Genomic DNA, 25,032 nt, shown 5'->3' on the forward strand with positions numbered 1-25,032 from the left:
TGTTGCCTCGAACACTGGCGGACGAAAACAGTCCGGAGTTCGGGGGCCGCAGTGTTCGTCCGTGGCAGTGTAGTGTTACGCGCAAGCTTTCGATTTATCGGCGGCTGTAAAAAGCCAGGAAAATATCGGCCTGATTTTGAATGCGGATCACGGCGTCACTGCCGCTTGAATGAGACTCGAGGTCAGAAGGATGTACCGGCGAATGTCACTTCGCAATCCGGGTGAGCCTTCTTGAATTCGTCCGCACCGGCTTGTGTGCAGGCAGAGTTTTCAATTCGCAGGACTTTCAATTCCTTGTGCGAACGAAGGCGGCCGAGCGTTTCGTCCGAAACACCTGTGCAGTTCGCAAGATTCAACTGCTCCAGTTGCTTCATTCCCGAAAGCAATCGCAATCCCTGGTCTGACACCTGATTACCGGACAGGTTGAGCACTCTGATCCGGGATGCTCCTTTCAGGGCCTGAATGACCACGTCACCCGCCTGGCACCCTCCCGCAGACACGACTTCCAGAGATCGCTGGCCATCAAGGTGGGTGAAGCCATAGTAACCGAACCTGGTGTTACTGGCTTCGATAACTTTCAGCTGAGACCTGGCCCCCCTGGGGCCAAGGGCAGCGAAACCGGATCCTTCGATTCGGCACCCGGAGACATTTATTTCCTCCAGTTTGGTAAGCGTCGCCAGGTGAACAAATCCGTCATCGGTAATTTGTGTATTCGAAAGATCGAGGTGTGTGAGTTCCGTGCACGGTGACAGGTAGCTCAGACTTTGACTGTTCACGCCTGCCCCTGACAGGGAAAGCCAGGTTATCTGAGACAGCGAAGCCAGCGGTTGATAGTCATCAGTCAGCACGGGGCAATTGGTCAGATCAAGCCGTCGGAGTTCATTGAATGCTGCCAGAGACTGCAGTCCGGCTTTTGTGATCTGTGCGGATCGCAGGTTGAGTTCTTCCAGCATCCGGGTTTCTGGTTCGAAGTTTGCCAGAGCAGCCAGGTCGGCATCGGTGCGTTCGTGCGGCTGCTTTGCTTTGAACTGACTGACAATCACCTCGGGAGTGAGCGGTTCCTGATTTGTGAGTGACGACGCCGGCGGCGATCCGATTGCGGGAGGCGCAGCGGGTGTCTGATCTGCGTTTTGCTCCACCTCGAGTGCATCAGTTGTCGAATCTGACGGGCTGGGGATGCCGAGATCCTGACACCCGGGAGCGCAGAGGGTCAACGACAATACGAATACGGCTGACCTGACAAATCTTGTGAGTACGACCATGGAGCATCTTCCGAATCAAAATACCGGACTGGGCCCATCGGGATCATACTGTCAATCATTATTACCGCAATCGTGCGCTGAGGCTGTCTCAACCACTCTGAGCCGGTCTGAAGCCGATCTGCTGTGGCTGAGAACGCGCAAACTGGCCGCAGGAATCAGATGGCTTATCGTGGGCAGCGAGAAAGCGTTGCCTGTTACCGTCTTTCACTTCTGCATCAGAGGTTGGCATCAGGAGCGATGCGAGCTGAGGCGAATCCTATACCAGGCCGATTTTGACCTGTGCGTCGAGCGGTGTTGTGGATCCGAAACGCGCGACGCAGAGTTCGACGATGCGTTCGGCGGCTTTACCGTCACCGTATGGGTTGACGTCGACCTGCATTTGTTCGTAGGCGTCGCGATCGCTGAGTAATCGAGAGACCTCGTCGATGATTGTTTGAGGGTTCGTGCCAACCAGTTTTGTAGCTCCCACAGTGAGTGCTTCGGGCCGTTCGGTCGACTCTCGCGTTACCAGCACAGGCTTTCGAAGCGTCGGTGCTTCTTCCTGGACGCCCCCGGAATCGCTGAGGATCAATGTCGCCTGGTCCATTAACCAGATGAATTCGGGATAGTCTGCGGGAGCAATCAGATGCACGTTGCTTCGGTCCGCGAGTCGTTCGTGGACGGGTCCGCTGATATTGGGATTCAGATGGACAGGATAGACAAACTGGACTTTCGGAAACTGCATCGCAAGCGTGGCGATCGCAGTGCAGAGATTTCGAATTCCATCTCCATGATTTTCACGGCGATGGGCAGTGATCAAAACCATCGGCCGGCCGGCGATGTCCGGATGCTTCTGCATCCACGTGGCGGCGTTCAATCGTTCCTGTGCGACCGCAATTTGGAGGGCATCAAGCACTGTGTTGCCCGTCACAATCACGTCCGCAGCCGGGTAGCCTTCATTCAGCAGATTCTGTCGTGCAACTTCAGTTGGAGCACAATGCAGGGCTGTCGTCAGTGAGCAAACTCGGCGATTGAACTCTTCAGGAAATGGAGAATCGATGCTGTCCGTTCGGAGACCGGCTTCTACGTGCACAAACGGAATTCTCGCGTAGAACGCCGCCATGCTCGCGCAGAAAGCTGTTGTTGTGTCTCCCTGCCCGACGATGCAGTCCGGCTGATACTGTTGAATGGCCCCTGTCAGTGATGTCAGGCACCGGGCGGTCAGATCCGATAACGATTGTCCGGCGGTCATTAAATCCAGATCGATGTCGGCTCGAATTCCAAAGTAGTCATTCACCTGGTCCAGCATCTGTCGGTGTTGTCCAGTGACGCATACGACGGGCTTCACCCGCTTATCCCGCCGGGCTGCAAGCACAAGGGGAGCCATCTTGATTGCTTCGGGTCGGGTGCCGAATACGAGCATCATCTTCATAACGAGAGGTTCCAGTAGGCACTAAGGGTTATTGGCAGCCGCAGAGTCTGAGACTTGCATCTGTTCCGGAAGCGGGTCTGCAGGGGCAGGATGAAACCGAAAGATCTGAAGTTCGAACTGACAGAACTGCCTGATGGAACAATCGACACTGACCGTCGTCACGGGCTCGAACTGCGCTGGGCAAGAATGAACAAGTCTTCGGAGCTGTTCAGCCTTTTCGATGTGCATGTAGAACTGAGGGTACTCAAGCACCACATATCTGGGTGCCGCATCTGTGATCAGCTTGAGCATCTCGCTGTCAGACTCGGCGAATGATTCGAAGTTGGTGGTGGGGATGCACGTGAAGTCGTAGAGAATGCGATCCCCGCGCAGGACCCTGCGCGACCGTGTCGGATCCAGATGCCTCATGAAGTAAGTGAAATTTCCATCCCACCATCCATCAAAGAACACCGCGTCGCCTGGTTCTGTATGTTCCAGAACAAATTCCGCAGCCTCCCGATATCCGACGACTCGGTAGGTTGGCTCATACATCGCTGCCGTTGCCGTTGTGCTCAGCAGTGCCGCGTAAGCGCCAGCGGTGGTCAACAGCGGACTCCAGCCACGCGTTCTGGAAAGAAAACGAGCGACTGCATCCGTCGCGAAGGCCGCAAAAAAAGCGACAGAAGGAAGCCAGTAAATTCCGTGGCGAGCACGCTGTTCAGCAAGCGGAGTGAAGGTGATGTACGTTGCAATCACCAGACCAAGCAGAGTGGCATACTTTTTCTTGTCGGAAGCGCGGAGTACAAGAATGAGCCCGAGCACCGCGACTGCCGAAACAATCCAGCCCGTTTGTTCCCCCATCGATGACGGATAAAACCAGAGGTTCTTGAATGCCATGAATCCATTGACCGATCCGTCAATGGAACCGCCCACGGATTCTGTTGCCTGCTGCACATGAAGCTTGCCCATCTCTTTGGCGATCAGCAGATAGACCGGGCCAGTGATGCACAAGGATGCAGAAACTGCGATGACCGTATGTCGATTCAGCAGGCTGGTCCAGCCACCACGAAACACCAGCACTGTGGCGTAGAAAGGCAAAAGAACAGCGGCGTCGAATCGAGTCAATGCCGCGAGGGAGGCTGACAAAGCTGCAAGGTACAGGTTTCGGGGACGGTGGGTCATCGACCAGAGATCGAACTGGTCCACTGATAACAAAATGAGTGCCATAGCGGGCATCTCAAGCATCACGTCTCGGCCGTATTGAAAGATGATCGGCATCGTGGCAAACACGATTGTCGTCAGCATTGCGAGCTGTTTGTCGGCGATTCGGTGAGTGAATCGGTAGACGCACCACGCCGAACTCACCAGGCTCAATGCGACCAGTAATCGCGCGACGGACACAGATGTGCCCAGGAAGCACATCATGACACCACAGACACCATGAAACAGCGGCGGCCAGATTAACAGGCCGAGCGCCGGGTATTGTTCGTAGTATCGTTCTGCGTAGCCTTTGGGGTCGGTGAAATCAGCGTCTGTCAGAAAGTCCCGAAAGAAGACGGAGGTCATTACGTGGCGATTGGAGTCGCCACCGAAGACTGGTTCAACAGGTTGTTGAGTCAGAACGTGCAGACCAAGCGGCAGCAAGGCAATCACAATCAGAGTTGTGATGCCGTTTCGCCAGTTTGACTGAGCTTTCGTTGAATCGTTCATTGTTCGGAGCCCGTGGGCGAAAACAGGATAGGCGGTTACTTCAGACAGCCTGATGTTCGCGATCCAGTTCAGCCGCCACGCCTCCGGCCTTCTGCGTTCGCTGCACTTCACCCACCGGAGGTCGAATTGCTGCCGCGTGCTCTTTCATCGGGACAACTGTGAAGTGCTTCTTCATTTCCGCGATCATCCATCGAGTCATCTGCACCTTGGGTTCGGCGGGTTTATCCATCGCAGGGAAGAACGACAAATCTGAATCGTCGTCGCAGCCCATAAAGTCGAGAGGATGCAGAAGCAGAGAGGGGCCAATGCCAGCCATCCGGCACATGTTCAGTGCCATGTGCCAGTAGGTCCGGGCAATCAGCGGCGAGAATCTGGCCAGGTAAAGAATATAGCTTGCGTGAATCGGGACTTTGAACAGCGGCATTGTCGTGACGGGAATTTCGACCATTCGGCCTTCGGGGAAATTCCACACGAACGGTTTCAGGGGACGGAAGCCTTCACTGAACCTGCCGAACAATTGCTTCCGATCTTCCTGCTGTTCCTTGCTGAGTCTGGCGGTCATGAAGTAATACATGCGGGCGAGAGGCCCGAGGTATGTCGGAAATGTTGAACAGTCGTATTGGTAACCTCTCCGGATCAGTGTCTTCAGCAGCAGTTCGCAAAAACTAAAACCGGGGCCACGAAATCCAACGGTTCGCTGTCCGGTGACACGTTCCAGGTGCTCTTCGGTGCGTGCAAGCTCTGTGACTAATTGTTGCTCTGAGTAGAGATGCAGCCACGGTTCATGATTGAAAGAATGGTTGCCGATTTCATGACCTTCGGCGGAGATCGAGGCCAAAGCTTCGAAATTCTCGTCGCGGGCCGCGTCCTGTCCAACGACAAAAACGGTCATTTTCAGCTCAAGTTCGTTGAGCACTTGCAGAAATCGAGGCACCACCAGTGGCAGGTATGTGGGGTACTGATCCCAGCCTGCATCGCCGTGAGTCTTCATGTACGACCACTTGTTGTCCAGGTCGAGTGACAGGCTGGCAATGGGTTTCTGAGCGTTCATCTTTCCCTCTCAACGAAACGACGGGCACTTACAGCCCTTTGAAAAACAGTTGCAAGGCAACCCAACGCTTTCGCGGGCCATCGATATTGCATCAGGCCTTCGAACACGAATTGCTCTGACGGATCGGGAAGCCTTTCCGGATGACCTGCTTTCAGTGACCTGCTAGTCGGCCACACCGATCTGGAATGGTTGGTTTGTGGCTTTCGGATCCAGCGATTCATGTTCGACCGTCACTCGCGGACTGGCTCCGAATTCGGCGGCGAACTCGTTGGCAAGTTTGATCGTTTCATTAACGTTCAGTGTGCCATTCACGATATTCGCCGAACTGACCGCCATGAGATTCGGAATACTCGTCTGAGTTGGCGGCAGGCGTTCTGAATAGCCGAGCGTTGGCAAGGCGAATACGTGCGGCACTCTTGAGACCTTGAACGCTGCCACATCCGCCATAGAAAGTGTTGGATGCATCTTCTGGAGTCCTGAGATGAATTCATCTTCCAGTTCGGCATCGATTTTCCGGAAACCCTCGTCATCTGGTCTGACGTAACGCGGCAGATAAACGAGCGTATAGCCATTCATGTGCTTTTTCTTCACGAGCGAAGTCATTTCAATGACCGCCGTAAACGGCAATCCCTCGTCTGTGATATTGGTCACGTAATACGGTGACAGTGGCTTGTTAAGCAGGACAGAAGCACAAATGATTCCGTGATACTGGACACCTTCGAATCGTTCCTTTTCGCGATTCGTTAGTTCCGGGCAGATCCGTCCCATCACGGGCGACGGCAGCGTTGAAACAACTCTGTCGAAGACGAGCGATTCGTCGGCCAGATGGACGCGAACTCGCGCGTCCTGATAGGGGGAGATCATACGGACTGCATTGTTGCATCGAATCTCGACGCCAAGATCGATCAGCTTCTGTGCCAGTTCATTGTTGACGCTCGCGTATCCACCCCGCACATAGCCGAACATTTCCTTCTTTAATCCTGTTCGTCGCGCGGCATACATTCGTGCAATGGTTGCCCAGATGAATGCGGCTGAAGTCTGCCGCCAGCAATCGCCAAGCTTACTTCGGAGCAACGGCAGCCAGATTTTCTGAAATGTTCGTTCGCCGGAGAGCTTCTGCAGCCATTTTCCAACGGGAATCTGTTCGAGCTTCTTCCAGTTCCTGACTCGGGATGCATAGAAGATTGTTGCACCGAGTCGCAGTTTGTCGATGAGACGCAGCGGAGGAAATTTCAGAAACTCAAGTGAATTCGACATCGAATGCAGTTTGCCATCGGTGTAGAAACCAGTCTTTGTTTCAACCCATTCCATCTGATCGTAGAGGTTCAGCTCTTCGAGCAGCGAACGAGTATGCAGATCTGACATCAGAGTGACGTGATAATGACGATCCCACGTGACGTCTCCGATTTGCCAGGCGTCGGCAAGCCCGCCGAGCCTCTGGCGAGATTCGAGCAGCGTCACACGATGCCCCTGCTGCGCGAGACGCAGGGCTGTCGTCATGCCGAGAATGCCGCCGCCAAGGACAGCCCAGTGTTCTTGTTGGTCGGTCGAATCATTCGTTGTTAACGGCATTGTTGTTTCCTTTTTGTTGCAGCAGGCGAGCCTGCTGGCGTCCAGTCAACGCAGGGCAGCTTCAAAGAGTGTCAGCAACCGACAGGTGTTCCATTTTGTGGCAGCCAGGTGGATTGTTTTCCGTCACCGATTGACCACAGATGGTGTAGCTCAAACCACATTGGCAAATCGCTTCGACAGTCAGTTCTTCTGAGCCTGGCTGATATCGGTGAACCGGTTCTCCGCAGCGACAAACGGCTCCGATGACGCGAGCCGGACTGCCAATCGCCAGGCAAAAATCCGGAATACTGCGAGTGACAACAGCGCCCATCCCAACCATGGCAAACCGACCAATCTCAAGATTGCAGCCAATCAGACAACCTGCCCCGATGGTCGCGCCCTCTCGAACAATTGTTTCCAGTGTGTGTTCATCCGGATCCGAAGATCGCAGATCTTTCAGATCGGGAGTCGTGGCCCGTGGAAAGCGATCGTTTGTGAAAATCGTCCCGGCGCTGATCATCACTCCGTCTTCGATGGTCACTCCATTGCAGATGTAAACGTTCGAATTGATCTTCACTCGATTGCCAATCCGGACCTCATAGGCGATCAGCGACTTCCCGCCCACGATACATTGTTCGCCCAGCACCGCGTCGTGGCGGATGTGTGCGTTATCCCAGACAGAAGTGCCGTCACCCAGCACGACGTTATTTTCGATAATTGCGGTCGGATGAATGCGATTACTCATGAGCGTTCCGTGATGAATCCAGCTAAAACCGAGGCCGCATCGCTCTGCGGCCTCGTTGATCGAAACCAGACAGCTTTCAACTCTTTCACAAATCGATGGGAGATCTGAACTCCGCGTGTTTCATTGAGCGACCAGAGGATGTCGGGTTGCGAATCCTCCAGTTCCGCTCGATGATCGATTTTTGTGGAAGATGTTTAGTGACTGACAACCTGACCGACGGAACTCTGTCGGCGGAATGGTGTCGCTGTTGCAACTTCATGCCATTTTTCAGACTGCAGTGCGGCGTAGGCCGTTTCGATCACTCGAACAGAGGCGATTGCGTCTGTTGGCGTGATGATCAGTTCTTCTGTTCCCCGGATTGCGCCGGAGAAGTTCTTCAACTGGTTGGCAAATGAGGCGACTTTGTCGTAGCCATTTCCAAACACCGTCCAGTCCTCTGCAGATGCCGTCTTGTACTTCGATTCTTTCCAGCCAATGAACAGCGTGCCCTTGCTGCCGTAAATACTGATAAAGTGTGGCTGTACTTTGTTCATGCTCCACGAAAGGTCGATACTGCCCATGGCCCCGCCTTCAGTGCGAGCGAACAGATGCACGGTGTCCTCAACGTCCAGTTGCTGAATTCTTCGTCCTTCAACAACCTGAAGTTCCGTGATCCCGCCCAGCAGAAATCGAAGAATATCGACCGAATGGGTTCCGTTATCGATCATCACTCCGCCGCCGCTGATGGCCGGATTGCTGTTCCAGCGTTTCGACATATCCACAAAGCCGGCGAAGGTATTTTCGAAAAGTATGACTTCGCCCAGCTCGCCCGCTTCGATGATTTCGCGTGCCTTCTGGACATCTGCGACAAAACGAAACTTAGACCCCATCGTGAAAACGACGTGGCATCGTTCTGCGGCTTCAACCATACGGACAGCCTCCTGCGAACTGACCGCAAGTGGCTTTTCGCAAAGAACATGCACTCCCTTCTCCATCAGTTTGATGCAGACATCCGGATGCGTTGATGGGGGTGTGCAGACGACCGCCGCATCTGGTTCCAGGGCATGAATCATGGCGTCGACATCGTCAAACGCCTGAACGCCGGCCATCGCTGCAACTTCTTCTGCTGCTTCACGTCGAATATCCGCAACTCCGACGAGCCGCCCCGGTAACGACTGCGAAAATGCCTGAGCGTATGCTTTTGAAATTCCGCCAGCGCCAACAATGACAAAGCTTGGTTGTGTTTGAGCAATCACGAAAATGGTCTCCAGAATGCAGAGGCACGTGCCGGAAGTCCCCTGGCAGGTGCGGTCAGTGCAAGGCAAAACAGATTGAAGTTGAGGCCGACTTCGCCAGACGTTGGGAAAGCATCGGAATGATTGACGGACCCTGTGTGCCCCTCTGCAGTTCCACTGCACACACAGGTATCCGTCATCATTTCAGTATCCGTTATCAGCCGATCGCCCCCGGCAACCGGGAACGATCGCTTCAGCGGTGCAATTAACGTGAGACCTGCGGTTCAGACTGACCAACCAGTGAAGCCACCGCTTCACGAATATTGCTGGCAAGATACTGAACATGTTCGTCCGTGTATTTTTCATTCCATGGCAGCACAAGAACATGTTCCAGGGCATTCCAGGTGCCCTCGAAGTGTTCCCGGCTGTAGTCAACTGCTTCAGGTCGAGCCAGTGTGAATGGCCATCGGCTGTTGCCAAATGTGCACTGATCTTTGATGACCTGACAGCAGAAGGCAGGCTTCTGGATGTATCGTGGTGCACAGAGAATTCCGCTGTCTCGCAGCGCTGCTCCCAGAGCCACTGTTCCGCCCGGGATGACCTGATCATCGACACGCAGACAGTATTTCCAGAACGTATGAACACTGTTTGGTGTGATGGCTGGTGTAGAAATCCCGGCCACACCTGCGAGTTCTGCGGTGAGTGCTTCTGCCAGCCGCACGCGAGATTCGACAACTCCGTCCAGCTTCTTCAGCTGCGCAAAGGCGACGGCCCCCTGCAGTTCACTCATTCGGTAGTTCAACGCTACGAAGTAGTGATCCGGTTTTGCATCGCCGTAACCCCACGCCTTGTTGATGTACAGGTACATGCGACGGGCAAGTTCTTCATCATCTGTCGTGACGATGCCGCCTTCGCCGGTTGTAATATGCTTACCCTGCTGGAGACTGAAACAACCGATTGCACCGATGGTCCCGACGTATCGATCTTCGTAGGTCGAAAGAAACGCCTGTGCGCAGTCTTCGATCACGGGAATGTTGTGACGATTTGCCAGCTCCATGATGGCGTTCATTTCACAGGGATTGCCGAACAGGTGCGTCACGATGATGGCACGAGTTCGCGGGCTCAGGCACTTTTCAATCGAACTGGCAGTGACGTTGTAGGATTCCGGATCGACATCCGCGAAAACAGGAATCGCACCCTGATAGAGAATGGGTGTCAAAGCCCCCATATCTGTGATTGAGGTTGTAATAATCTCATCGCCAGGTTCGGGATTAATAGCAGCTATTGCACAATGAACAGCGGCTGTCCCGCTGGAGCATGCGTATGCGAATTTGGCGCCAAGACGCCGAGCAAAATCTGCCTCAAGACTCTTGACAAAATTGCCTTTTGTGCTGGTGAGTGTGCCGGAGTCAAGACACTCCTGAAGTGCCTTCAGCTCTTCCGGTCCAAACGTACGACCTGTTGCGTCCTGATCTGATGGCAAACTGATTCGGTTGGTCATGGATTAATGCTCACTTTCGTCGATCACTGGAGAACGGAGGTTGGTGCCTCTTTGCCGTTTGAAGTTGTGAAGTTTTGAGGTTTCAGTTGTTGGGCGCATCGAAGGGTCAATTCGCACAACGAGTTACGTCAGTCCGTTTGGTTCACTGATCCTTTGAACTCCCTGAAAGGAGCCGGCGGATCGTCACGCGTTTGAGTAGTTTGAGATGGCTGCAAATTGTGCGAAGTGTTTTCATCTTGGAGGCACCGAAGAGTCGGACTTCCAGCACGGCAGGATGCTCAACGATGTTTCGGTTGCGCAGAGTGAGCTCCGCGGCCATCTCTGCTGTTCCCAGGAAACCGTTTTCTGTCAGCGGCAAATCCAGGATGAGGCTGCGCCGATAGATTCGAAAACAGCTGGTCCATGTCGCCAGCTTCCTGCGAAGCAGCAGGCGGTAAAGTACCGATAGTCCGTGGGACAAGGTCAACCGCCACGCCGGAACGTTTCGAACACCACCATCCCGGTGATAGGGCGATGCGGTGACGAGAGCGACGTCATCCTTCAGCAGCGGAAGCATGTTCTGCAGCTCGTGGGGATCGTATGAACAATCGCAGTCCATCGAACCGACGATTTCCGTTTCGGATGCCGCAAGACCCGTCAGGATTGCAGCTGAGACGCCCTTGTTCGTTTCATGGTGCAGGACTCGAATATCAGGATCGCTGCCGAACAACGTGTTCAGAAGTTCCAGTGTGGTATCTGTACTGCAGTCGTCGACGAACAGAATTTTCAGGTCATACTTTGACGACAGATCGTTCCGAAGATGATCCAGTGTCCGGGACAAATAGGGAAGGGACGATTCTTCGTTGTAGCACGGGATGACAAGGGTGCATGCGACTCTGGATGTGGCGTCAGGTGCAACACTCTGTACAGCGTTCGCCTGCCCGGTTTCGGAAGAGGGACAGATGTCAGAGCGATTTTCTGCCGGCGTTTCGATGGGCTTTGATCTTTGTTTCCCAAACTGCTCCAGTTGAGCGAGGGGGCTGTTGGGATTTGAGCTGTGATTTTGAATGGAAGTGAACTTCCATTGCGTCAGGTACTCCGGCAGCAGCCAGCGATACTTGCCCAGATTTCGATAATGCCGAATGCGTCCGAATCGCCCGACGGCACTCATTTCAGGCTGTTCTGAATCAATTTCCCACGTCTGGAGATACATCACGTAGGGCGATCGTTCTGCTTCCATCCAGCGGCGCACTGCTCCCTGCATGAGTGCGTGCGGAAACTGACGCTGGTAATTGCCGCCCGCAATTGGCAGCCAGCTACCGGCAAACGGAAGAGTGGAAGGTGGAACTTCAAACAGCTGCCCGGAAGGAGCACTGCGAAGGTGAATTGTGCGTGGATCCGGATCGCCACCTGAGTCACGGCGGCGCGGCATCAAACTGGAGTCGTAAAGGTAGCCGGCGTCGATGACGTCTTCCAGAACCCACAGGTCCCCTTGACGAAACCAGCCATCTGCCTGTCGATATCCGTTCACGGCTCTGCCCGTTGTGTCTTCCAGAATCTTTCTGGAGCGGATCAGATCATTCAGACGATCACGCCGACTGAGCTGCGTGATCCGCTGGTGCAGGTACCCCCGGCTTGCGACCTCGTGGCCCAGATCGCTGATTCGGCGGACCAGTTCCGGGTACATTTCCGCGATCCAGCCCAGCACAAAGAATGTCGCCTGTGTTTTATGCGACTCCAGAAGCTGAAGGAGTTCTTCAACATTCGCCTGAAGTCGTGAATCGAAGCGGTACCAGTTCTTTGCCTGGATAAACCTGTGGAAGACGGCTGCCTGATAGTAGTCTTCGACATTCACCGTCAGCACATTCAGTCCCGCCCGCCTCGGCGCGTCGGCACCGTGGTCGACATGATCGATTTGTCGTTCGAGTATCGCGGGATTCGTCATTGTCTCAAGGGATTCACGTTCAGGGAATGCCGGGGCACGGCAATGATTCAAATGCGTCCAGAGAGTCGGATTTGAATTCGATTTGAGTGCGGCTGACGCCAGGTTAGCAGCCTGCTGAAAAACGGAACTGGGTTGAGCAGAAGAGCTTAAAACACGAGTGTTTTCAGCCGTCCAGCGTGCTTGTCCCGATTCTTCAACGGACAGTTAGCCCAACTCTAGTTCCTGGAATTCAACAGTAGATGAAAAAGCGAAACGATGTGAATTTCTTTCTCATTAGGCTCACACAGCGTTGCAGTACTGCAGGTTTGTTGCCCCCGGGCGCGATCAAATGATGCTGTAAGGCATCACCGACTCCCGGAAGGCAGATGCATGATCAGCAATGTCGCCATAATCGGTACATGTGAATCGGACTGACGGTGCTGATTGATCTCCGTGAACTTTCGGCCTAACGTCCGTTATGAACTACCTCGCGCACGGATATCGATTCCTTGATGACCCGCTGTTCATGGCAGGCACGGCCGTTCCGGACTGGCTGTCCGTGGTGGACCGACGCGTTCGGGTTCGCAGCCGATCGCTCAGTCGACACATGGCAACGGTCCATCCGTCGGACGGCCGTCTGATATCCGGCATGCTTCAACACCTGGCGGATGACGACGTGTTTCATCGTTGCCCCACGTTCATGATGCTGGAGTCCGAACTTGGGAGTCTGTTCAGAAGAACGATGCCTGATCCGTTTGATCATCGTCCGGGGTTTCTGGGGCATATTGTGACTGAACTTCTGCTGGACGCATTTATCGCGGAGAACCACCCGGGTGTGCTGAAGCGATACTACTGTTCGATGAGTAATGTTGTCGCCGAAGAAGTGCAACGAGTCGTGAATTTGGTAGCGACTCAGTCCACAGCAAAACTTGCCTGGTTCATTGACCGGTTTCGAGAGGTGCAGTTTCTTTACGACTATCTCTCCGACGCTGGATTAGCTGCTCGCTTGAATCAGGTTCTTCGGCGAGTCACACTGCCTGCGCTGGAGGATGAACATACAGCTGCCATCCGGGATGCCAGAATGCTGGTTCGCGAACATGGCGAACTGTTGTTGTCGACGGTAGAAACCGCCCGACGACTCGTGGGCATTCAGGGTTCAGCCGCTGTTGATCACCAGGCTGCTGATGAAACAATCAATCGAGAGGAATTTGACAGATGAAATATGGTATGAACCTTCTGCTTTGGACGTCCGGAGTTACCGAAGATCACTTCGGACTGCTGGCAGACATCAAAAGCTGGGGATACGACGGAGTCGAGCTGCCGATGTTCGACTTCGATTTGCAGAACGCCGCGAAAGTCGGAGCTGAGCTCCAGCGTCTCGGGCTGGAAGCCACGGCTGTGACGGTCTGTACTGCCGAGGAAAATCCCATTTCCCCCGACGCCGCGATCAGGGCCGCCGGTCTGGATCGACTGAAGAAAGCCATCGATGCGGTCGCTGCGGCCGGAGGCACCCACCTGTGTGGCCCAATCCATTCTGCCCTCGGTGAATTCAGCGGTGCCGGTCGAACCGAAGACGAATGGAACCGCGCGAAAGATATTCTGTCTCAGGCTGCTGACCACGCTAAAGCGAACAACGTCACGCTTGTTGTGGAGTACCTGAATCGGTTTGAGTGCTATTTTCTGAACTGCGCTGAAGATGCAGCTCGCTTCACACGCGAAGTGGGCCATTCCAACCTGAAGATGATGTACGATTCATTCCACGCGAATATCGAAGAGAAGAGCATAACCGGGGCGTTGAAATCGTGTGTTGACCAGATGGTTCACGTACACATTTCCGAAAATGACCGTTCGACTCCCGGCGAAGGCGGAGTGAACTGGGACGAGACGTTCCGCGCTTTGAAGGAAATCAACTATGACGGTTGGTTCATGATTGAAGCATTCGGACTGGCATTGCCGGAACTTGCCGCAGCCACGCGAATCTGGCGCCGGATGTTCCCAACGGAGCAGCATCTCGCTCAGAAGGGCCTGGAATTCATGAAGTCGCGATGGGAATCCGTCGCCAAATAATTCGTGACATTCCCACCAACTGACCAATCTCTCACTGAAATTCCGGCGGAATCTTAAAGGAATATGTATATGAAGAACTCTTTGACTCAAAGTCTGATTTGTCTGTCGCTGCTGACGGTCACTTGCCTGGTGCAGCCAGCCTGTGCCTTCGCAGACGATGCTGATGCGATCAAGGAGGCGTATCTTGATGCTGAATCGGCTGGCAAGCCATTTGCAATTCAGGGTGAGTATTCCGGCGAAGTCAAGACGCAGGACGGCCCGATGAAGCTTGGTGTGCAGGTGATGGCACAGGGCAGGAACGAACTGGCGTTTGCTGCCTGGTTTGGCGGTTTGCCCGGTGATGGGTGGAATGGCGAAGGCGTCCTGCGAGGAAAAGGGGAAATGACAGGAGAGACAGCCACTCTGACAGGCGAACATGGACGCGGAGAGATCAAGGACGGAAACCTGACGATTTACGATGCCGACAATAACCTGATGGGTGAGCTGCAGAAGATTGAGCGCAAATCCCCCACTCTTGGCGCAAAACCACCTGAAGGTGCCGTGGTTCTATTTGATGGAACGACGGCTGATCAGTTTGAAAACGGACGTCTGTCCGAAGACAACCTGCTGATGGAGGGAGTCACCAGCAAAGATAAGTTTCAGGATTTTCAACTGCATCTGGAGTTTCGGCTGGCGTTCATGCCGAATGCACGAGGTCAGGCCAGGAGCAACAGTGGCTGTTACCTTCAGGGACGCTACGAAGTCCAGATTCTTGACTCATTTGGGTTGACCGGTGAGGACAATGAATGTGGAGGGATCTACAAAGCCAGCAAGCCGGATTTGAATATGTGCTTGCCGCCATTGGCCTGGCAAACCTATGACATCGAGTTCCACGCGGCAAAGTTTGATGCAGAAGGCAAGAAGATCAGCAACGCCCGCGCAACCGTAAAGCACAATGGCGTCGCAATTCATACCGACCGGGAGATTCCAGGCGGAACTCCTGGCGGCCCGGTTCGTGGTGAAGGTGCTGAAGAAGGCCCGATTTTTCTGCAGAATCATGGCGATCCGCTGCGTTTTCGCAACATCTGGGTAAAACCACTTTAGCAGCCAGTTGAAAAAAGGGACTGGCTCGAGCAGCAGACCTTAAAACACGACGGTTTACAGCCGTCCCGCGTGCCAGTCCCGGTTTTTTCAACGGACAGTTAGGCACAATGTTGGGCACAATGCGGATTGCTTTCCTGTGAAATGCAGCCCGTCGGAACGCAGCGTTCCGGCGGGCTTATTTCGTTGGGCGAGGATAAATGATTGATCCTCCGCGTCGAAACAGCCATGATGCAGAAACCACCCAGTTCCAAGGAGCGATTCGATGCAGGTCTTGTCCAGAATCCCCGGCGTCCCTCACCGCTTGATCCTTTGCGTGATGTTGACCGTGTCCGGACTCTGTGAGTCGTCACGCGCGCAGCACCACCGTTCTGGTTCGGTCCAGAGAAACGCAATCGGAACCGGCATTCCGTATCGAAATCTTCCATCGGGAAGTGATCTGTATAGTCGAAATCGTCAGTACGGCGGTGCACATTCGACGGCCGGTTGGAATGCAGCCGTCCGCGATCCGCACACCGCATCCAGACACCACCATACCAGCGATATTTATTTCGACGCACGCGATCACCGGCTCGCGAATCGTTACGGATTCGCGCCGGGCATTGCGAATACTCACGGTTACTGGCCCAACTACGGCTCCTGGCCAAGCTACGGCTCCTGGACCGGCTATGACGGTCTGACGGGACTCAATGGGTACTACAGCTACAACGTCAACGGGTGGGGATATCTCGGCTCGACCTACTCCGCTGCCACATATTTCGGCCCGTTGCTGATTCCGCTGCCTGGAGCCATCACACCCTACTACACGTCTCCATATGGAGTACTCGGGCCGCAAGTTTCCTATCCGGTCCCGATCAATGGAGTGAACCCATTCGGTCGCTCAACTGCCAGTTACACTGTCACCCCCAACCCCGCGACAGTGGCCCCGAACAACATGGCCGCAGGGACCGACTTCAATGGGCTTCCACCGAAAATGCGAGTAACTCCTGTTCCTGAAATGCTGCCAGACGAACAGTTTGCTCCACTTCCGAATGCGGTTCCACTACATGGACCCGAGCCTCGCATTCCGTCGTCAACTGATGAGACCCCTGTGGTTAATGAGTTCCCTGCCGCGCCACTGATGCAAAAACAGGTTACGGCTGCCGACAGAATTCAGAGCATTCGGTATCAGGCAACTGGAGATCAATCCTTCCGCTCTGGAGAATACGCTTCGGCAGAGGTGTTCTATCGGACGGCTGTACAAACGGCTCCGGGAAGACAGGCCCCCTACATTCGCCTTGCCATGGTATTGGTCGCACGGCAGCAGTTTGAAAAGGCGGTTGGCTGGCTGAAGACTGGTTTGCTGATCCAGGGAGACCCAACGCGTGGAGGTGTGAAGTCTGACGAACTTTACGGCTCGGAGTTTGGCGACGTCATTCCGGCTCACGCAGAACGATTGTTTCAATGGCTCGATCAAAAGCCGCTGTCTGTGGATCGGCTGTTGCTCGTCAGCGCCTTTCAAAGCGTTCGTCAGCAGAACGCAAGTGCCGAGGAATTGCTGCAGGTCGTTCTTCAACTGGGGGAGGCCGATGCATACGTGGCTGCGATCCAAAAACTCCACGACAGCGTCGACACCGACGGGTATGATCCTTCGCCCATATCACCCGACCATGCAGTTTCAGCAGCGCCTTCGACGTCCCTGCCTCCGGGATTTCGTATGTCTGAGGTGCCGGAAAGGCCAGCCGATCGTATCCCGATTCCCGAGACACCTGTTGGGGCCGCAGAGCCCGCAAAAAGAGAAGGCATCTTCATGAAGGGAAGAAACCAGACGCCTGACAGTCACGTGGATTCGCCGGGCCAGTAGAGTTCAATCGGGAATTGTGGTGAGACAATATCCATCACCAGCTTCAGATTTGCCGGATCCATCTTCGACTTCCAGCTATCGACCGGCGAGGTGCTGGCCCGCTGAACGGAAAAGTACGTGTACCGGCTGCCCAATAGTTTTCTGATGTCGAATCCCGGCTGTGATGATTCATTCAGGAATCGAACGACCGATGCTGAAAATGGCAAGCGAAGCCATTCGAACACACGCTTCCACTCGGATTCCGGATTCTTAACCAGATCTTCGTAAACCACTGTGTGCGTGGACATACACGGATTCTGACGATACTGATTGATCAGCATCGTATCCACAAGCCACTGGACAGCCAGGAGTCCGGCGGCAGGCATGTCCCTGATCTCGCTTTCTGCATAACCAAGCTGGGTAATGTACTCAGAATAGGCCTTCCATGTGTAAGCAGGATCGATGCTGTTGGCATCCATTACGCCCATCTGAATTCCTCGCAGCCACGAATTCACGACAGCGCAGGGGTGTCGCAGCAGCATCAATACATCCGCGTCCAGCACCTCAAGAATTCTTTCAAGTTGAGGGTATGGTCGGTTCTTGACCACTACGCACTGTCCGCTGCCCAGCTTGCCTTTCGACAGCAGATTGTAAACAGATTCGGCCGGAGCGAATGTGCGCGCCGCAGCCCACGCCAGAGATCGCATCCATGCCGGGGCTATCAAATGATCCTTAGGAAAAAATGGCGGCTTCTGAGTCAGCAGGCCGGGACTTGCAAGAAGGCTCATCAGCGAAGCAGCGTCCGTTTCATCACCCTGCCCTGCCTTAATCCTGGTAAACAAACTGCGATGTTGTTCTTTAGCTGCCAGCTGGTGAAAAGGTTCGTGACATCCATGCACCGAAGGATGGGAATCAATCACCTTGTGGGCCCATGATGTCCCGCCACGCGCGCTTCCTGCAAGCAGAATGCAACGGGGCTTTTCGACCGTGGCTGCGGAATCGCTGTGGGTAACCGAAGGAGATGCTGTCGCCGTCTCCATAACCGACCTCGAGTTGGACAAGATAAGATGCCTGACGTAGCCGCTGATTTGCGATGGCCGGAAGGATCAGCCGCATCAATTCAATTTTCCGCCGTGACTGGCGCAACACAACTCAGCAGACGGTGAGAGATTAACACCGACATTTCGTGATGACGTGAAATCTGTGGCGACGTCAGATACAGAAATCGAAACTGGCGGTCGTAAAGTTCCTGGATTCCGTGTTGTGGACATTTGACGACAAGGGGGCGCAAACCAATATAAGTAAACTTAAAAATCAGGGATGCAGCCAGCCCGTTGGAACAGTGGGGACCTGAATTGGCAGCGTCGGATTGATGGACGGTGCATTCCCGCGAAGAAGTGCGATGCGAACACTCTGGATTGGTTTGGTTTGCAACCGATTGCTCAGGGCGAGTAACAAGTTGCACCTCGATCGCTCGTTCCGAACGTGTGATGATCTGGCCGCAAGAGATCCGGTCGGTTTGATCGCTGTGCGCATGGACCAGAACCGCTCGGGGGCCAGAGTCACACAGGGATCACGAAGCCGGCCCGCTTTCAACGGGACAGTTCTGGTCATGAAAAGGTGGTCCCTTATTGGTACCTCAGGGAACCGCTCCGTTCTAACGACCATATCAGCAAGAATAACCCCCCGTATTTCAGCCCTGAGTCTGGTAATTCACCAGTCCGAGGTCTTCCATCGAATGAAACAGCCACGAGGGACGCCATGGACGATCGATGGACCACTGCGAACTGATGATGGAGCAGAACAGGAGCAGATACAGGAGTGTCAGCTTCTTCCGGGTGTCAATTGCATGCGTTACGCCCGGAAGGATCGCGAACCACCAGAATGGAGTCAGCCAGAGCACCCAGCGCAGCGCTGCGGTATTGCCACCGTAGTTGTAATTCTGGGTCCGCGACAGGTAGAAGCCTAATGTCACTACCGTCAGGAATAGTCCCTGTCGAAACACGGGAGACAGAACGCGCCATTGCCACTCCACCAGTTGGTCGCCGGACATTGCCTGAGCTTTGACGGGCTCACGAACACCAACAAACCAGCCGGGGATAATGAGCAACAGGATAGGAGAAAGCGACACAATTCCATGATGACCGAGAACGCAGTGAAACAAGTAAACCGGCCATGATTCGTTATTGGCGTCCATGCCACGAGGCTGGCTCCAGTAACTTGCGATCCCTTCGTGGACGTAGACGTATTTCTCAGTGCCGTAATACATGTAAAACGGCTTAAGGCCTCCGGTACAAATCCAGTTGGTGATAAAAAAGGCTGCGAGTGGTATCACGGCTGCTGGAACGAAATGAGACAATGTTCGACTGTAGGATTTCTTCATCGCGAACAGAAAACACAACACGCCAAACAGGGCCGACGGCAGTTCAAAGCAACTGGCGAATGCAGCGTTGATGCCGAGGATGATAAAGTCGTCGGATCCGCATCTTCGTTTCGCGATGCGATCGACCTGCATCCGAATCATGGCGCTCAGGCAGAAGACCACGCACACCGCCGCAGGCGTATGATTGTTAAGCGTTGTCACGTATGGATTCAGCATCGAACCCAGGCCGATGACCGCGAGCATAAACAGACGCGAATGCTCCGAGAACTTCAAAAGGCGAAGAGACTGCATGAATGAAGCCAGAGCTAACAGCATCGGCAGCAGATTCACAAAGGACAGCAGTAAGCGAATGACAAGATCGGTATTGCCAAACAGGCCGAATCCCAAAGTCACACGTTCGAGCCAGTAGAGGCCAGCGACCATGGTGGAAAGCAATGGGGGTTTTGAAGAGTAAAAATGCCACGGCTCTGTCTCGTTGGTTCGGTGTCTCACCTTGTCGATGGTTGAGAAGCGTTTATGCTGATCAATCTCATCGATTTGGTAGGTGCCGCGTTCAACGAGCGACCAGACCGTGGCCCACCTGGAACGATCATTCGCACTTTGAAGTGGAGTTGCCCGAAAGACGGATGCAGCCATCAACGCTGCAACACAGAGGAACAAAAGTGTTTCGCCGGTGGAGGAAGGCAGTTCGTTCCAGGAAGCTCGATCACTCTGAGCCGCCGGTGGTTTGTCCTGTCGGGGATTCGAAGATTTTACCCCATGTTCAGCAGAGTCCTCCGATGACGTCGCCCCCGTTTCTCTTTGAGGATCTGCGGCTGGGCCGCAAACGTCGGCGGGTGTCGCCGTATCCGGGGTGGTTTCTGTCGGTCGATCCTGGTCGGCAATGTGTGCGTTGTCGTCGTGTGCGTCAGCTTTGATGTTGGAATCATCCTTGGCAGGGGATTTCTGATCGGAGGTTGCCTCAGGCATCGATTCTTCCATGAGCGGCCTGATTGGCGTTATGGTTGATTCGGGTTGTCCCGGTGGCTGGCCATCGCCCTGCGTTGGTTCAGGCGACTGTGGAACAGCCTGAGAAGTCGAATGTTCTGACACATTCTTTTGTGCGTCCACGTTTTCCGCAGATTCTGTTGAGCTCTGCTGGTCACCCTCTGCACCTTCCTGATTCACTGACTTCTTATCGGTTAAGCCTTGGGAGTCCGGCTTAGTCTTGGATCGTTTTCTGGACATTCTTCAGAATCACTCGCCGGGCATGGCCCACTCTGGTAGAGCCGATGTGAACGTCTGCCGACGGCCGTTTAGGTTTGTAAAAGTAATCGAATGAGCATGCAGGCACATTGCCGCCTCCGTTGGCCACAAAGTGCGATTCGTGCCAAGTCTGGCCTGCGGAAGATATGCCGGATCGCCAACGATTGGCAGGCTCAGTGCCCACAGATGGGCTCGAATCTGATTCGTTCTTCCGGTACGGGGCACCGCCCGAATCAGTGAAGTACCGTCTTTGAGGCGAGAAATTACGTGGAACTGAGTCAGCGCAGCGGCCCCTTTGCCGTCTGAAGCAATCGGCCGAACTGCTCCAGTTTCGGGATTCTTCTGCAGTGGTCGTGCGCATTCGAATGCATCCTCCACTGGCTGGCCATGGACTCGCGCTACATAGCACTTGTCGATGGTGCGATTCTCAAACTGAGGCTGGATGAACTGAACGCTGGACTGGTGACGGCACATCACCAGAACTCCCGACGTATTCGCATCCAGACGGTGCACCATCAAGGGGCTTTCCGGTGCGTAGACCGTGTTGATGAAATACTGAAGTGTATTGCGATTAAAACGTCCCCCGGGGTGCATCGGAAGGGGAGCGGGCTTACCGATCACAATCAAATCCTTATCCTCGTGGAGGATCTGAATGTCCGCATTGACGGCGGGTTCGACCGTATTCGGCAGAAGATGATCGAATTGTTCGCCTGCGTTCACCCTGCGGTCCGGAGAAACTGGATGTCCCGCAGATGGCTGTTGCGTGCCCCCGGTGTTCTGCGTTTTCGATGATGCGGGGACAATTCGGCCCTCGAGAATACGTTTCAGCCACTCCTCTCGACCGACGTGCGGGTGCCAGCTATCAAGAAAATCGAGCAGCATGCTTCCGGCAAATCGTCCGGGCACATTCAGGGGACGAACATTCGCATACGGCATGCTTCCGGGCAGCGGAGTTGCCAGTTCTGCAATCCGGCGATGACGGCGATCCAGCAGCGATTGATCGGAAGTGGACATCTGAGAGGAATCAAGGGGACGCTTGAATCAAACGGACAAGTCAATTGAATAACGCAATGTGTGAATAACGCAATGTGCGGTATTCAAGGCGATTCTGTCAGCAGACGGAAGTCGCGCAATGCCTGGTCCACGGTTTGAACCGGATCAATTTTGACTTTCTTCCGGGTGGAGTTCCTGTTCTCCAGTCGTTGAGACCGAATGTTTCCTGCTTGCCGGCGTTGTCCACCGCAGCAAAAGTGGCAGCAATACGAGGTCACCGACCATTCCGCCAGCCATCGAAAGACTCAGCAACGCCCCAAAATAGATCAGAGGAATGAAAGAGGAAACTGTCAGAACGAGGAAACCGAGCATCAACGCCAGATACGCAAGCACAAGTGCCCGACCGGCCCCAGCGTGTGCAATCTGCAATGACTGCTGAATTGAATTCTCAAGGCGGGCACGTTCGAAAGCGGCGATGTAGTGAATCGTGCTGTCGACAGTTAATCCCATTGAAACGCTTGCAATCATCGCTGTCCCGATATTGATCGGAATACCAAGCATCCCGAGAGTTCCAATCACGATGACTACGGGGAATGCATTGGGCAGGAGACTGATCAGTCCGATGCGAAGACTCCGGAAAGCGATGGTCATGCTGATCAGAATTCCAAACGATGCCACCAGAAAGCTCTTCAGCTGATCGGCCAGCAGACTTTCGATAATGCGTGCCAGCAGTACGAACAGGCCGGACGCGGTGGCCTCTGTGTGGCCGCGGAAATGGTTAATTTCGGAAGATGCTTTTGCACCGTCTGCACCAGCCCCGGCGTTGTTGTTGTCCGCGAAGCTGTTTTCGCTCAGTTCGGCGAAGTGTCTGCGAATGACCGCACGAACCTGATCAATCTGTTTCAGCTTTTCTTCAGCCGACTGCTGCTCTACTGATCGCAGCAGAATCCGCATTCGACCGGCGGTTTCGTTGTAGAAGGCGGCGACCAGATCAGACTGGCGACTCCTGAGCCTCTTCAGTCTTGTGACTTCGTTGCCCAGTCGAGGAGGCAAATCAATCGCATCGCTCAACGATAGCACGGAAACATCGATTCCAGCCTGACGTAATTCGTGCAGCTTGTCCGTCAGCGAACGGGCGGACTTCAGAAAATCTGTGGAGAGTTCTGAGGGGACATCGAATGCAACTTCCCACGTGCCAGCGCCGCCAAGATTCGATTCGACGAATTTCAGTGACTGAACGATCGACGATGATTCGCGAAAATTCTTACTGAAATCTGTTTCAACGGTGAGTCGAGTCAGTCCTGGAGCTGTCGCCAGAACCAGAACAAGACAGGTCATCGCTGCCCACAGCGGGTGTCTGTCAACCATGTGCGCCAATCGGTTCAGTACCCGGTCAAGGCGATGTTCAAGAGGAGCGCGTCCCGGGGTTTCCACATGTCTTCCTGAGGCCATCATTGCCGGTACGAATGCAAATGTGCAGGCAAACACCATTGTCGTACCACTGATCATCATCACTGAAAAACTGCGGACAGGCACGATGTCGGAAATCAGAAGTGAACCAAATCCCACGGCTGTCGTTGTCAGAGCCCAGAAGACGGGGCTCCTGAGTTCTTCCAGTGTTGCAACCGCCGCGCGACGCACATCCAGGACGCGGCGGTGTTCACGAAAATGAACGATCACATGCATCGTTGTTGCTATGGAAATCACGGTCACCAGGGAATTCAGCATACTGCTGACCATGCTTAACTTCGCGCCAGAGAGGACAAGGGCTGCGCGTGTTAAGATCACCGACGACACAACAATTCCGATGGGTGCGAAGACCCAGCGAAAGCCGCGAAAGATAATCAGCAGGACACACGACAAAACAAGAACTGTGAACAGATAAAGCGTATGTCCGTCCTTCTCCACCAGGTCAAACATATCAAAGATCTGCACGGGTTCTCCGGCAACGGCCGCTTTGGCGTCGAAGTCGCCTGCCACTCTGCGGATCTGATCGATCGTTTGACTTCGGGTGGCCATCGCCTCAGATTCCGGCAGAAGCTCCAGCACGATGGCAGTGGTTGTTTCATCCTGTCCGATCAGGATTCCCTCAAACAAGCGAAGCATCCCTGCACGCGTGTTTCGACTCGATGGAGCCTTCTCGAGCAGATTGACGAGATGGCGAGTTTTTTCCGCGGCAACACCCTGGATCTGGTTGAGTTGATCGGCCAGACCGGTAATGCGATCACTTGCTTCCGGGGACAACTCCGGGACTCCACGATCTTCGGTGCGAACAATCAGTCCCGGCTGCTTCCATGCCACGATGACGAATTCATCACCACCAAAGTCCTGACGGCTGCGTTTCAGGAGTCGAATATCAGGATTGTCAGGAGCAAAGAACGATTCGATGGTCTGGTCAAATTTTATCTGGTTCGCAATGGGTACCGCGCAGCAAACCACCACCAGCAGCGCCGGCAGCAGGAAATTGCGCATCGCAATGAGTCGATTCACGAGAACCCCATTCGAAGCCCGACGATCTCCGTCGGACATTTGGGCGACGATCAACGGACAATTTGACGTCACGACGATTCGCCGCGAATGGGCCCATTGTGTCGGTGAAGCAGCAGCTCGTCGAGCACTCGCGCGGCGAATCGAGTAATCCGCCTGTTTTATGCCACGTGATACGAGACAGCTTTCCCAGTCAACATGACCGGTAAGAACGACGAAATCGCTGCCGTTCATGGCTGACCGATTCAGGCTGCCCATTCCTGGCGATCATCGGAACTGTCCGCTCGGCAACGCTTCGCAATGGCGTTTGGCACTGTGGTCGGGATGCTTCCGCCGGACCGTTCCCGTCGAATGCTCACTTGTCGAGCCGACCATTGCGTTTTGCTGAATACCGCGTGTTGCTGAATACCGCGTGTTGCTAACCTAACTGTCCGTTGAAGAAAACGGGATAGGCACGCAGGACGACTGGTAACGATCGTACTTAAATGTCTCGTGGTCGAGCCAGTCCCGTTTTTCAACAGGTGGCCAACCGAAGGTAAACGCTGGTTGGTGTTTCAGACCGGGAGGCGTCAGGGATTGGCGTGAATTGCGGAGGCACGATACCAGAGATCATTGCTGCACCCCGGTT

At 54.3% G+C, this 25,032-nt stretch carries 17 protein-coding genes; 4 read left to right on the forward strand and 13 right to left on the reverse strand.

Annotated elements, in window-relative coordinates:
- Positions 1 to 182: 182 nt before the first annotated feature.
- The 9 genes from R3C20_23660 to R3C20_23700 form a co-directional block, all read right to left on the reverse strand.
- Positions 183 to 1,262, reverse strand: a complete 1,080-nt coding sequence (locus R3C20_23660; protein MEZ6043505.1) for a leucine-rich repeat domain-containing protein — start codon at positions 1,260 to 1,262, stop codon at positions 183 to 185.
- A gap of 256 nt (positions 1,263 to 1,518) precedes the next feature.
- Positions 1,519 to 2,673: a UDP-N-acetylglucosamine 2-epimerase (non-hydrolyzing) gene (gene wecB, locus R3C20_23665; protein ID MEZ6043506.1), complete on the reverse strand. Its 1,155-nt coding sequence runs from the start codon at positions 2,671 to 2,673 to the stop codon at positions 1,519 to 1,521.
- Between the two features lie 21 nt (positions 2,674 to 2,694).
- Entirely contained in the window at positions 2,695 to 4,362 is a 1,668-nt protein-coding gene (locus R3C20_23670) for a glycosyltransferase family 39 protein (protein ID MEZ6043507.1), read from the reverse strand.
- A gap of 40 nt (positions 4,363 to 4,402) precedes the next feature.
- Positions 4,403 to 5,413 (reverse strand): polysaccharide deacetylase family protein, encoded by a 1,011-nt coding sequence (locus tag R3C20_23675; GenBank protein ID MEZ6043508.1) that lies wholly within the window; start codon positions 5,411 to 5,413, stop codon positions 4,403 to 4,405.
- A gap of 162 nt (positions 5,414 to 5,575) precedes the next feature.
- Positions 5,576 to 6,985, reverse strand: coding sequence for an NAD(P)/FAD-dependent oxidoreductase (locus tag R3C20_23680; GenBank protein MEZ6043509.1), 1,410 nt, complete (start codon positions 6,983 to 6,985; stop codon positions 5,576 to 5,578).
- A gap of 61 nt (positions 6,986 to 7,046) precedes the next feature.
- Positions 7,047 to 7,709, reverse strand: coding sequence for an acyltransferase (locus R3C20_23685; protein MEZ6043510.1), 663 nt, complete (start codon positions 7,707 to 7,709; stop codon positions 7,047 to 7,049).
- A 194-nt stretch (positions 7,710 to 7,903) separates the two neighbouring features.
- Positions 7,904 to 8,944 carry a Gfo/Idh/MocA family oxidoreductase gene (locus R3C20_23690; protein MEZ6043511.1) on the reverse strand — a complete coding sequence of 347 codons (1,041 nt, stop codon included), beginning with the start codon at positions 8,942 to 8,944 and terminating at the stop codon, positions 7,904 to 7,906.
- A gap of 244 nt (positions 8,945 to 9,188) precedes the next feature.
- Positions 9,189 to 10,424 (reverse strand): DegT/DnrJ/EryC1/StrS family aminotransferase, encoded by a 1,236-nt coding sequence (locus R3C20_23695; GenBank protein MEZ6043512.1) that lies wholly within the window; start codon positions 10,422 to 10,424, stop codon positions 9,189 to 9,191.
- Positions 10,425 to 10,566: 142 nt separating this feature from the next.
- Complete coding sequence (locus tag R3C20_23700; GenBank protein MEZ6043513.1) at positions 10,567 to 12,348, reverse strand: glycosyltransferase; 1,782 nt, start codon at positions 12,346 to 12,348, stop codon at positions 10,567 to 10,569.
- 457 nt (positions 12,349 to 12,805) lie between these two features.
- On the opposite strand from R3C20_23700, the gene R3C20_23705 reads away from it, so the two are divergent.
- From R3C20_23705 to R3C20_23720, 4 genes are all read left to right on the forward strand, one after another.
- Positions 12,806 to 13,546, forward strand: coding sequence for a hypothetical protein (locus R3C20_23705; GenBank protein MEZ6043514.1), 741 nt, complete (start codon positions 12,806 to 12,808; stop codon positions 13,544 to 13,546).
- A complete protein-coding gene (locus R3C20_23710; GenBank protein MEZ6043515.1) occupies positions 13,543 to 14,394 on the forward strand; it encodes a sugar phosphate isomerase/epimerase in 852 nt (283 codons plus the stop codon). The genes R3C20_23705 and R3C20_23710 overlap by 4 nt, the downstream gene beginning before the upstream one ends.
- 69 nt (positions 14,395 to 14,463) lie before the next feature.
- The gene (locus R3C20_23715) at positions 14,464 to 15,477 is read left to right on the forward strand and encodes a DUF1080 domain-containing protein (GenBank protein ID MEZ6043516.1); all 1,014 of its coding nucleotides are present in this window, start codon (positions 14,464 to 14,466) and stop codon (positions 15,475 to 15,477) included.
- A gap of 262 nt (positions 15,478 to 15,739) precedes the next feature.
- Positions 15,740 to 17,317, forward strand: a complete 1,578-nt coding sequence (locus R3C20_23720) for a tetratricopeptide repeat protein (protein MEZ6043517.1) — start codon at positions 15,740 to 15,742, stop codon at positions 17,315 to 17,317.
- On the opposite strand, the gene R3C20_23725 is transcribed toward R3C20_23720, so the two are convergent.
- From R3C20_23725 to R3C20_23740, 4 genes are all read right to left on the reverse strand, one after another.
- On the reverse strand, positions 17,293 to 18,336 hold the full coding sequence (locus R3C20_23725) for a sulfotransferase (protein ID MEZ6043518.1): 1,044 nt from the start codon (positions 18,334 to 18,336) through the stop codon (positions 17,293 to 17,295). The two genes, R3C20_23720 and R3C20_23725, sit on opposite strands and share 25 nt — an antisense overlap.
- A gap of 653 nt (positions 18,337 to 18,989) precedes the next feature.
- The gene (locus R3C20_23730; protein MEZ6043519.1) at positions 18,990 to 20,906 is read right to left on the reverse strand and encodes a hypothetical protein; all 1,917 of its coding nucleotides are present in this window, start codon (positions 20,904 to 20,906) and stop codon (positions 18,990 to 18,992) included.
- A gap of 9 nt (positions 20,907 to 20,915) precedes the next feature.
- On the reverse strand, positions 20,916 to 21,938 hold the full coding sequence (locus tag R3C20_23735; protein MEZ6043520.1) for an RluA family pseudouridine synthase: 1,023 nt from the start codon (positions 21,936 to 21,938) through the stop codon (positions 20,916 to 20,918).
- Between the two features lie 144 nt (positions 21,939 to 22,082).
- Positions 22,083 to 24,638, reverse strand: coding sequence for an MMPL family transporter (locus R3C20_23740; GenBank protein ID MEZ6043521.1), 2,556 nt, complete (start codon positions 24,636 to 24,638; stop codon positions 22,083 to 22,085).
- Between the last annotated feature and the right edge of the window lie 394 nt (positions 24,639 to 25,032).

This window comes from Planctomycetaceae bacterium, assembly GCA_041398825.1.
Lineage (GTDB): Bacteria > Planctomycetota > Planctomycetia > Planctomycetales > Planctomycetaceae > F1-80-MAGs062.

What these genes read in the sequence shown, in the direction of transcription:
- R3C20_23680 (MEZ6043509.1), bottom strand. Translation starts at nt 6,985, where the DNA reads ATGCCGTTAACAACGAATGATTCGACCGACCAACAAGAACACTGGGCT.
- wecB (MEZ6043506.1), bottom strand. Translation starts at nt 2,673, where the DNA reads ATGAAGATGATGCTCGTATTCGGCACCCGACCCGAAGCAATCAAGATG.
- R3C20_23685 (MEZ6043510.1), bottom strand. Translation starts at nt 7,709, where the DNA reads ATGAGTAATCGCATTCATCCGACCGCAATTATCGAAAATAACGTCGTG.
- R3C20_23730 (MEZ6043519.1), bottom strand. Translation starts at nt 20,906, where the DNA reads ATGTCCAGAAAACGATCCAAGACTAAGCCGGACTCCCAAGGCTTAACC.
- R3C20_23705 (MEZ6043514.1), top strand. Translation starts at nt 12,806, where the DNA reads ATGAACTACCTCGCGCACGGATATCGATTCCTTGATGACCCGCTGTTC.
- R3C20_23710 (MEZ6043515.1), top strand. Translation starts at nt 13,543, where the DNA reads ATGAAATATGGTATGAACCTTCTGCTTTGGACGTCCGGAGTTACCGAA.
- R3C20_23715 (MEZ6043516.1), top strand. Translation starts at nt 14,464, where the DNA reads ATGAAGAACTCTTTGACTCAAAGTCTGATTTGTCTGTCGCTGCTGACG.
- R3C20_23695 (MEZ6043512.1), bottom strand. Translation starts at nt 10,424, where the DNA reads ATGACCAACCGAATCAGTTTGCCATCAGATCAGGACGCAACAGGTCGT.
- R3C20_23720 (MEZ6043517.1), top strand. Translation starts at nt 15,740, where the DNA reads ATGCAGGTCTTGTCCAGAATCCCCGGCGTCCCTCACCGCTTGATCCTT.
- R3C20_23725 (MEZ6043518.1), bottom strand. Translation starts at nt 18,336, where the DNA reads ATGGAGACGGCGACAGCATCTCCTTCGGTTACCCACAGCGATTCCGCA.
- R3C20_23675 (MEZ6043508.1), bottom strand. Translation starts at nt 5,413, where the DNA reads ATGAACGCTCAGAAACCCATTGCCAGCCTGTCACTCGACCTGGACAAC.
- R3C20_23670 (MEZ6043507.1), bottom strand. Translation starts at nt 4,362, where the DNA reads ATGAACGATTCAACGAAAGCTCAGTCAAACTGGCGAAACGGCATCACA.
- R3C20_23740 (MEZ6043521.1), bottom strand. Translation starts at nt 24,638, where the DNA reads ATGAACGGCAGCGATTTCGTCGTTCTTACCGGTCATGTTGACTGGGAA.
- R3C20_23700 (MEZ6043513.1), bottom strand. Translation starts at nt 12,348, where the DNA reads ATGACGAATCCCGCGATACTCGAACGACAAATCGATCATGTCGACCAC.
- R3C20_23735 (MEZ6043520.1), bottom strand. Translation starts at nt 21,938, where the DNA reads ATGTCCACTTCCGATCAATCGCTGCTGGATCGCCGTCATCGCCGGATT.
- R3C20_23660 (MEZ6043505.1), bottom strand. Translation starts at nt 1,262, where the DNA reads ATGGTCGTACTCACAAGATTTGTCAGGTCAGCCGTATTCGTATTGTCG.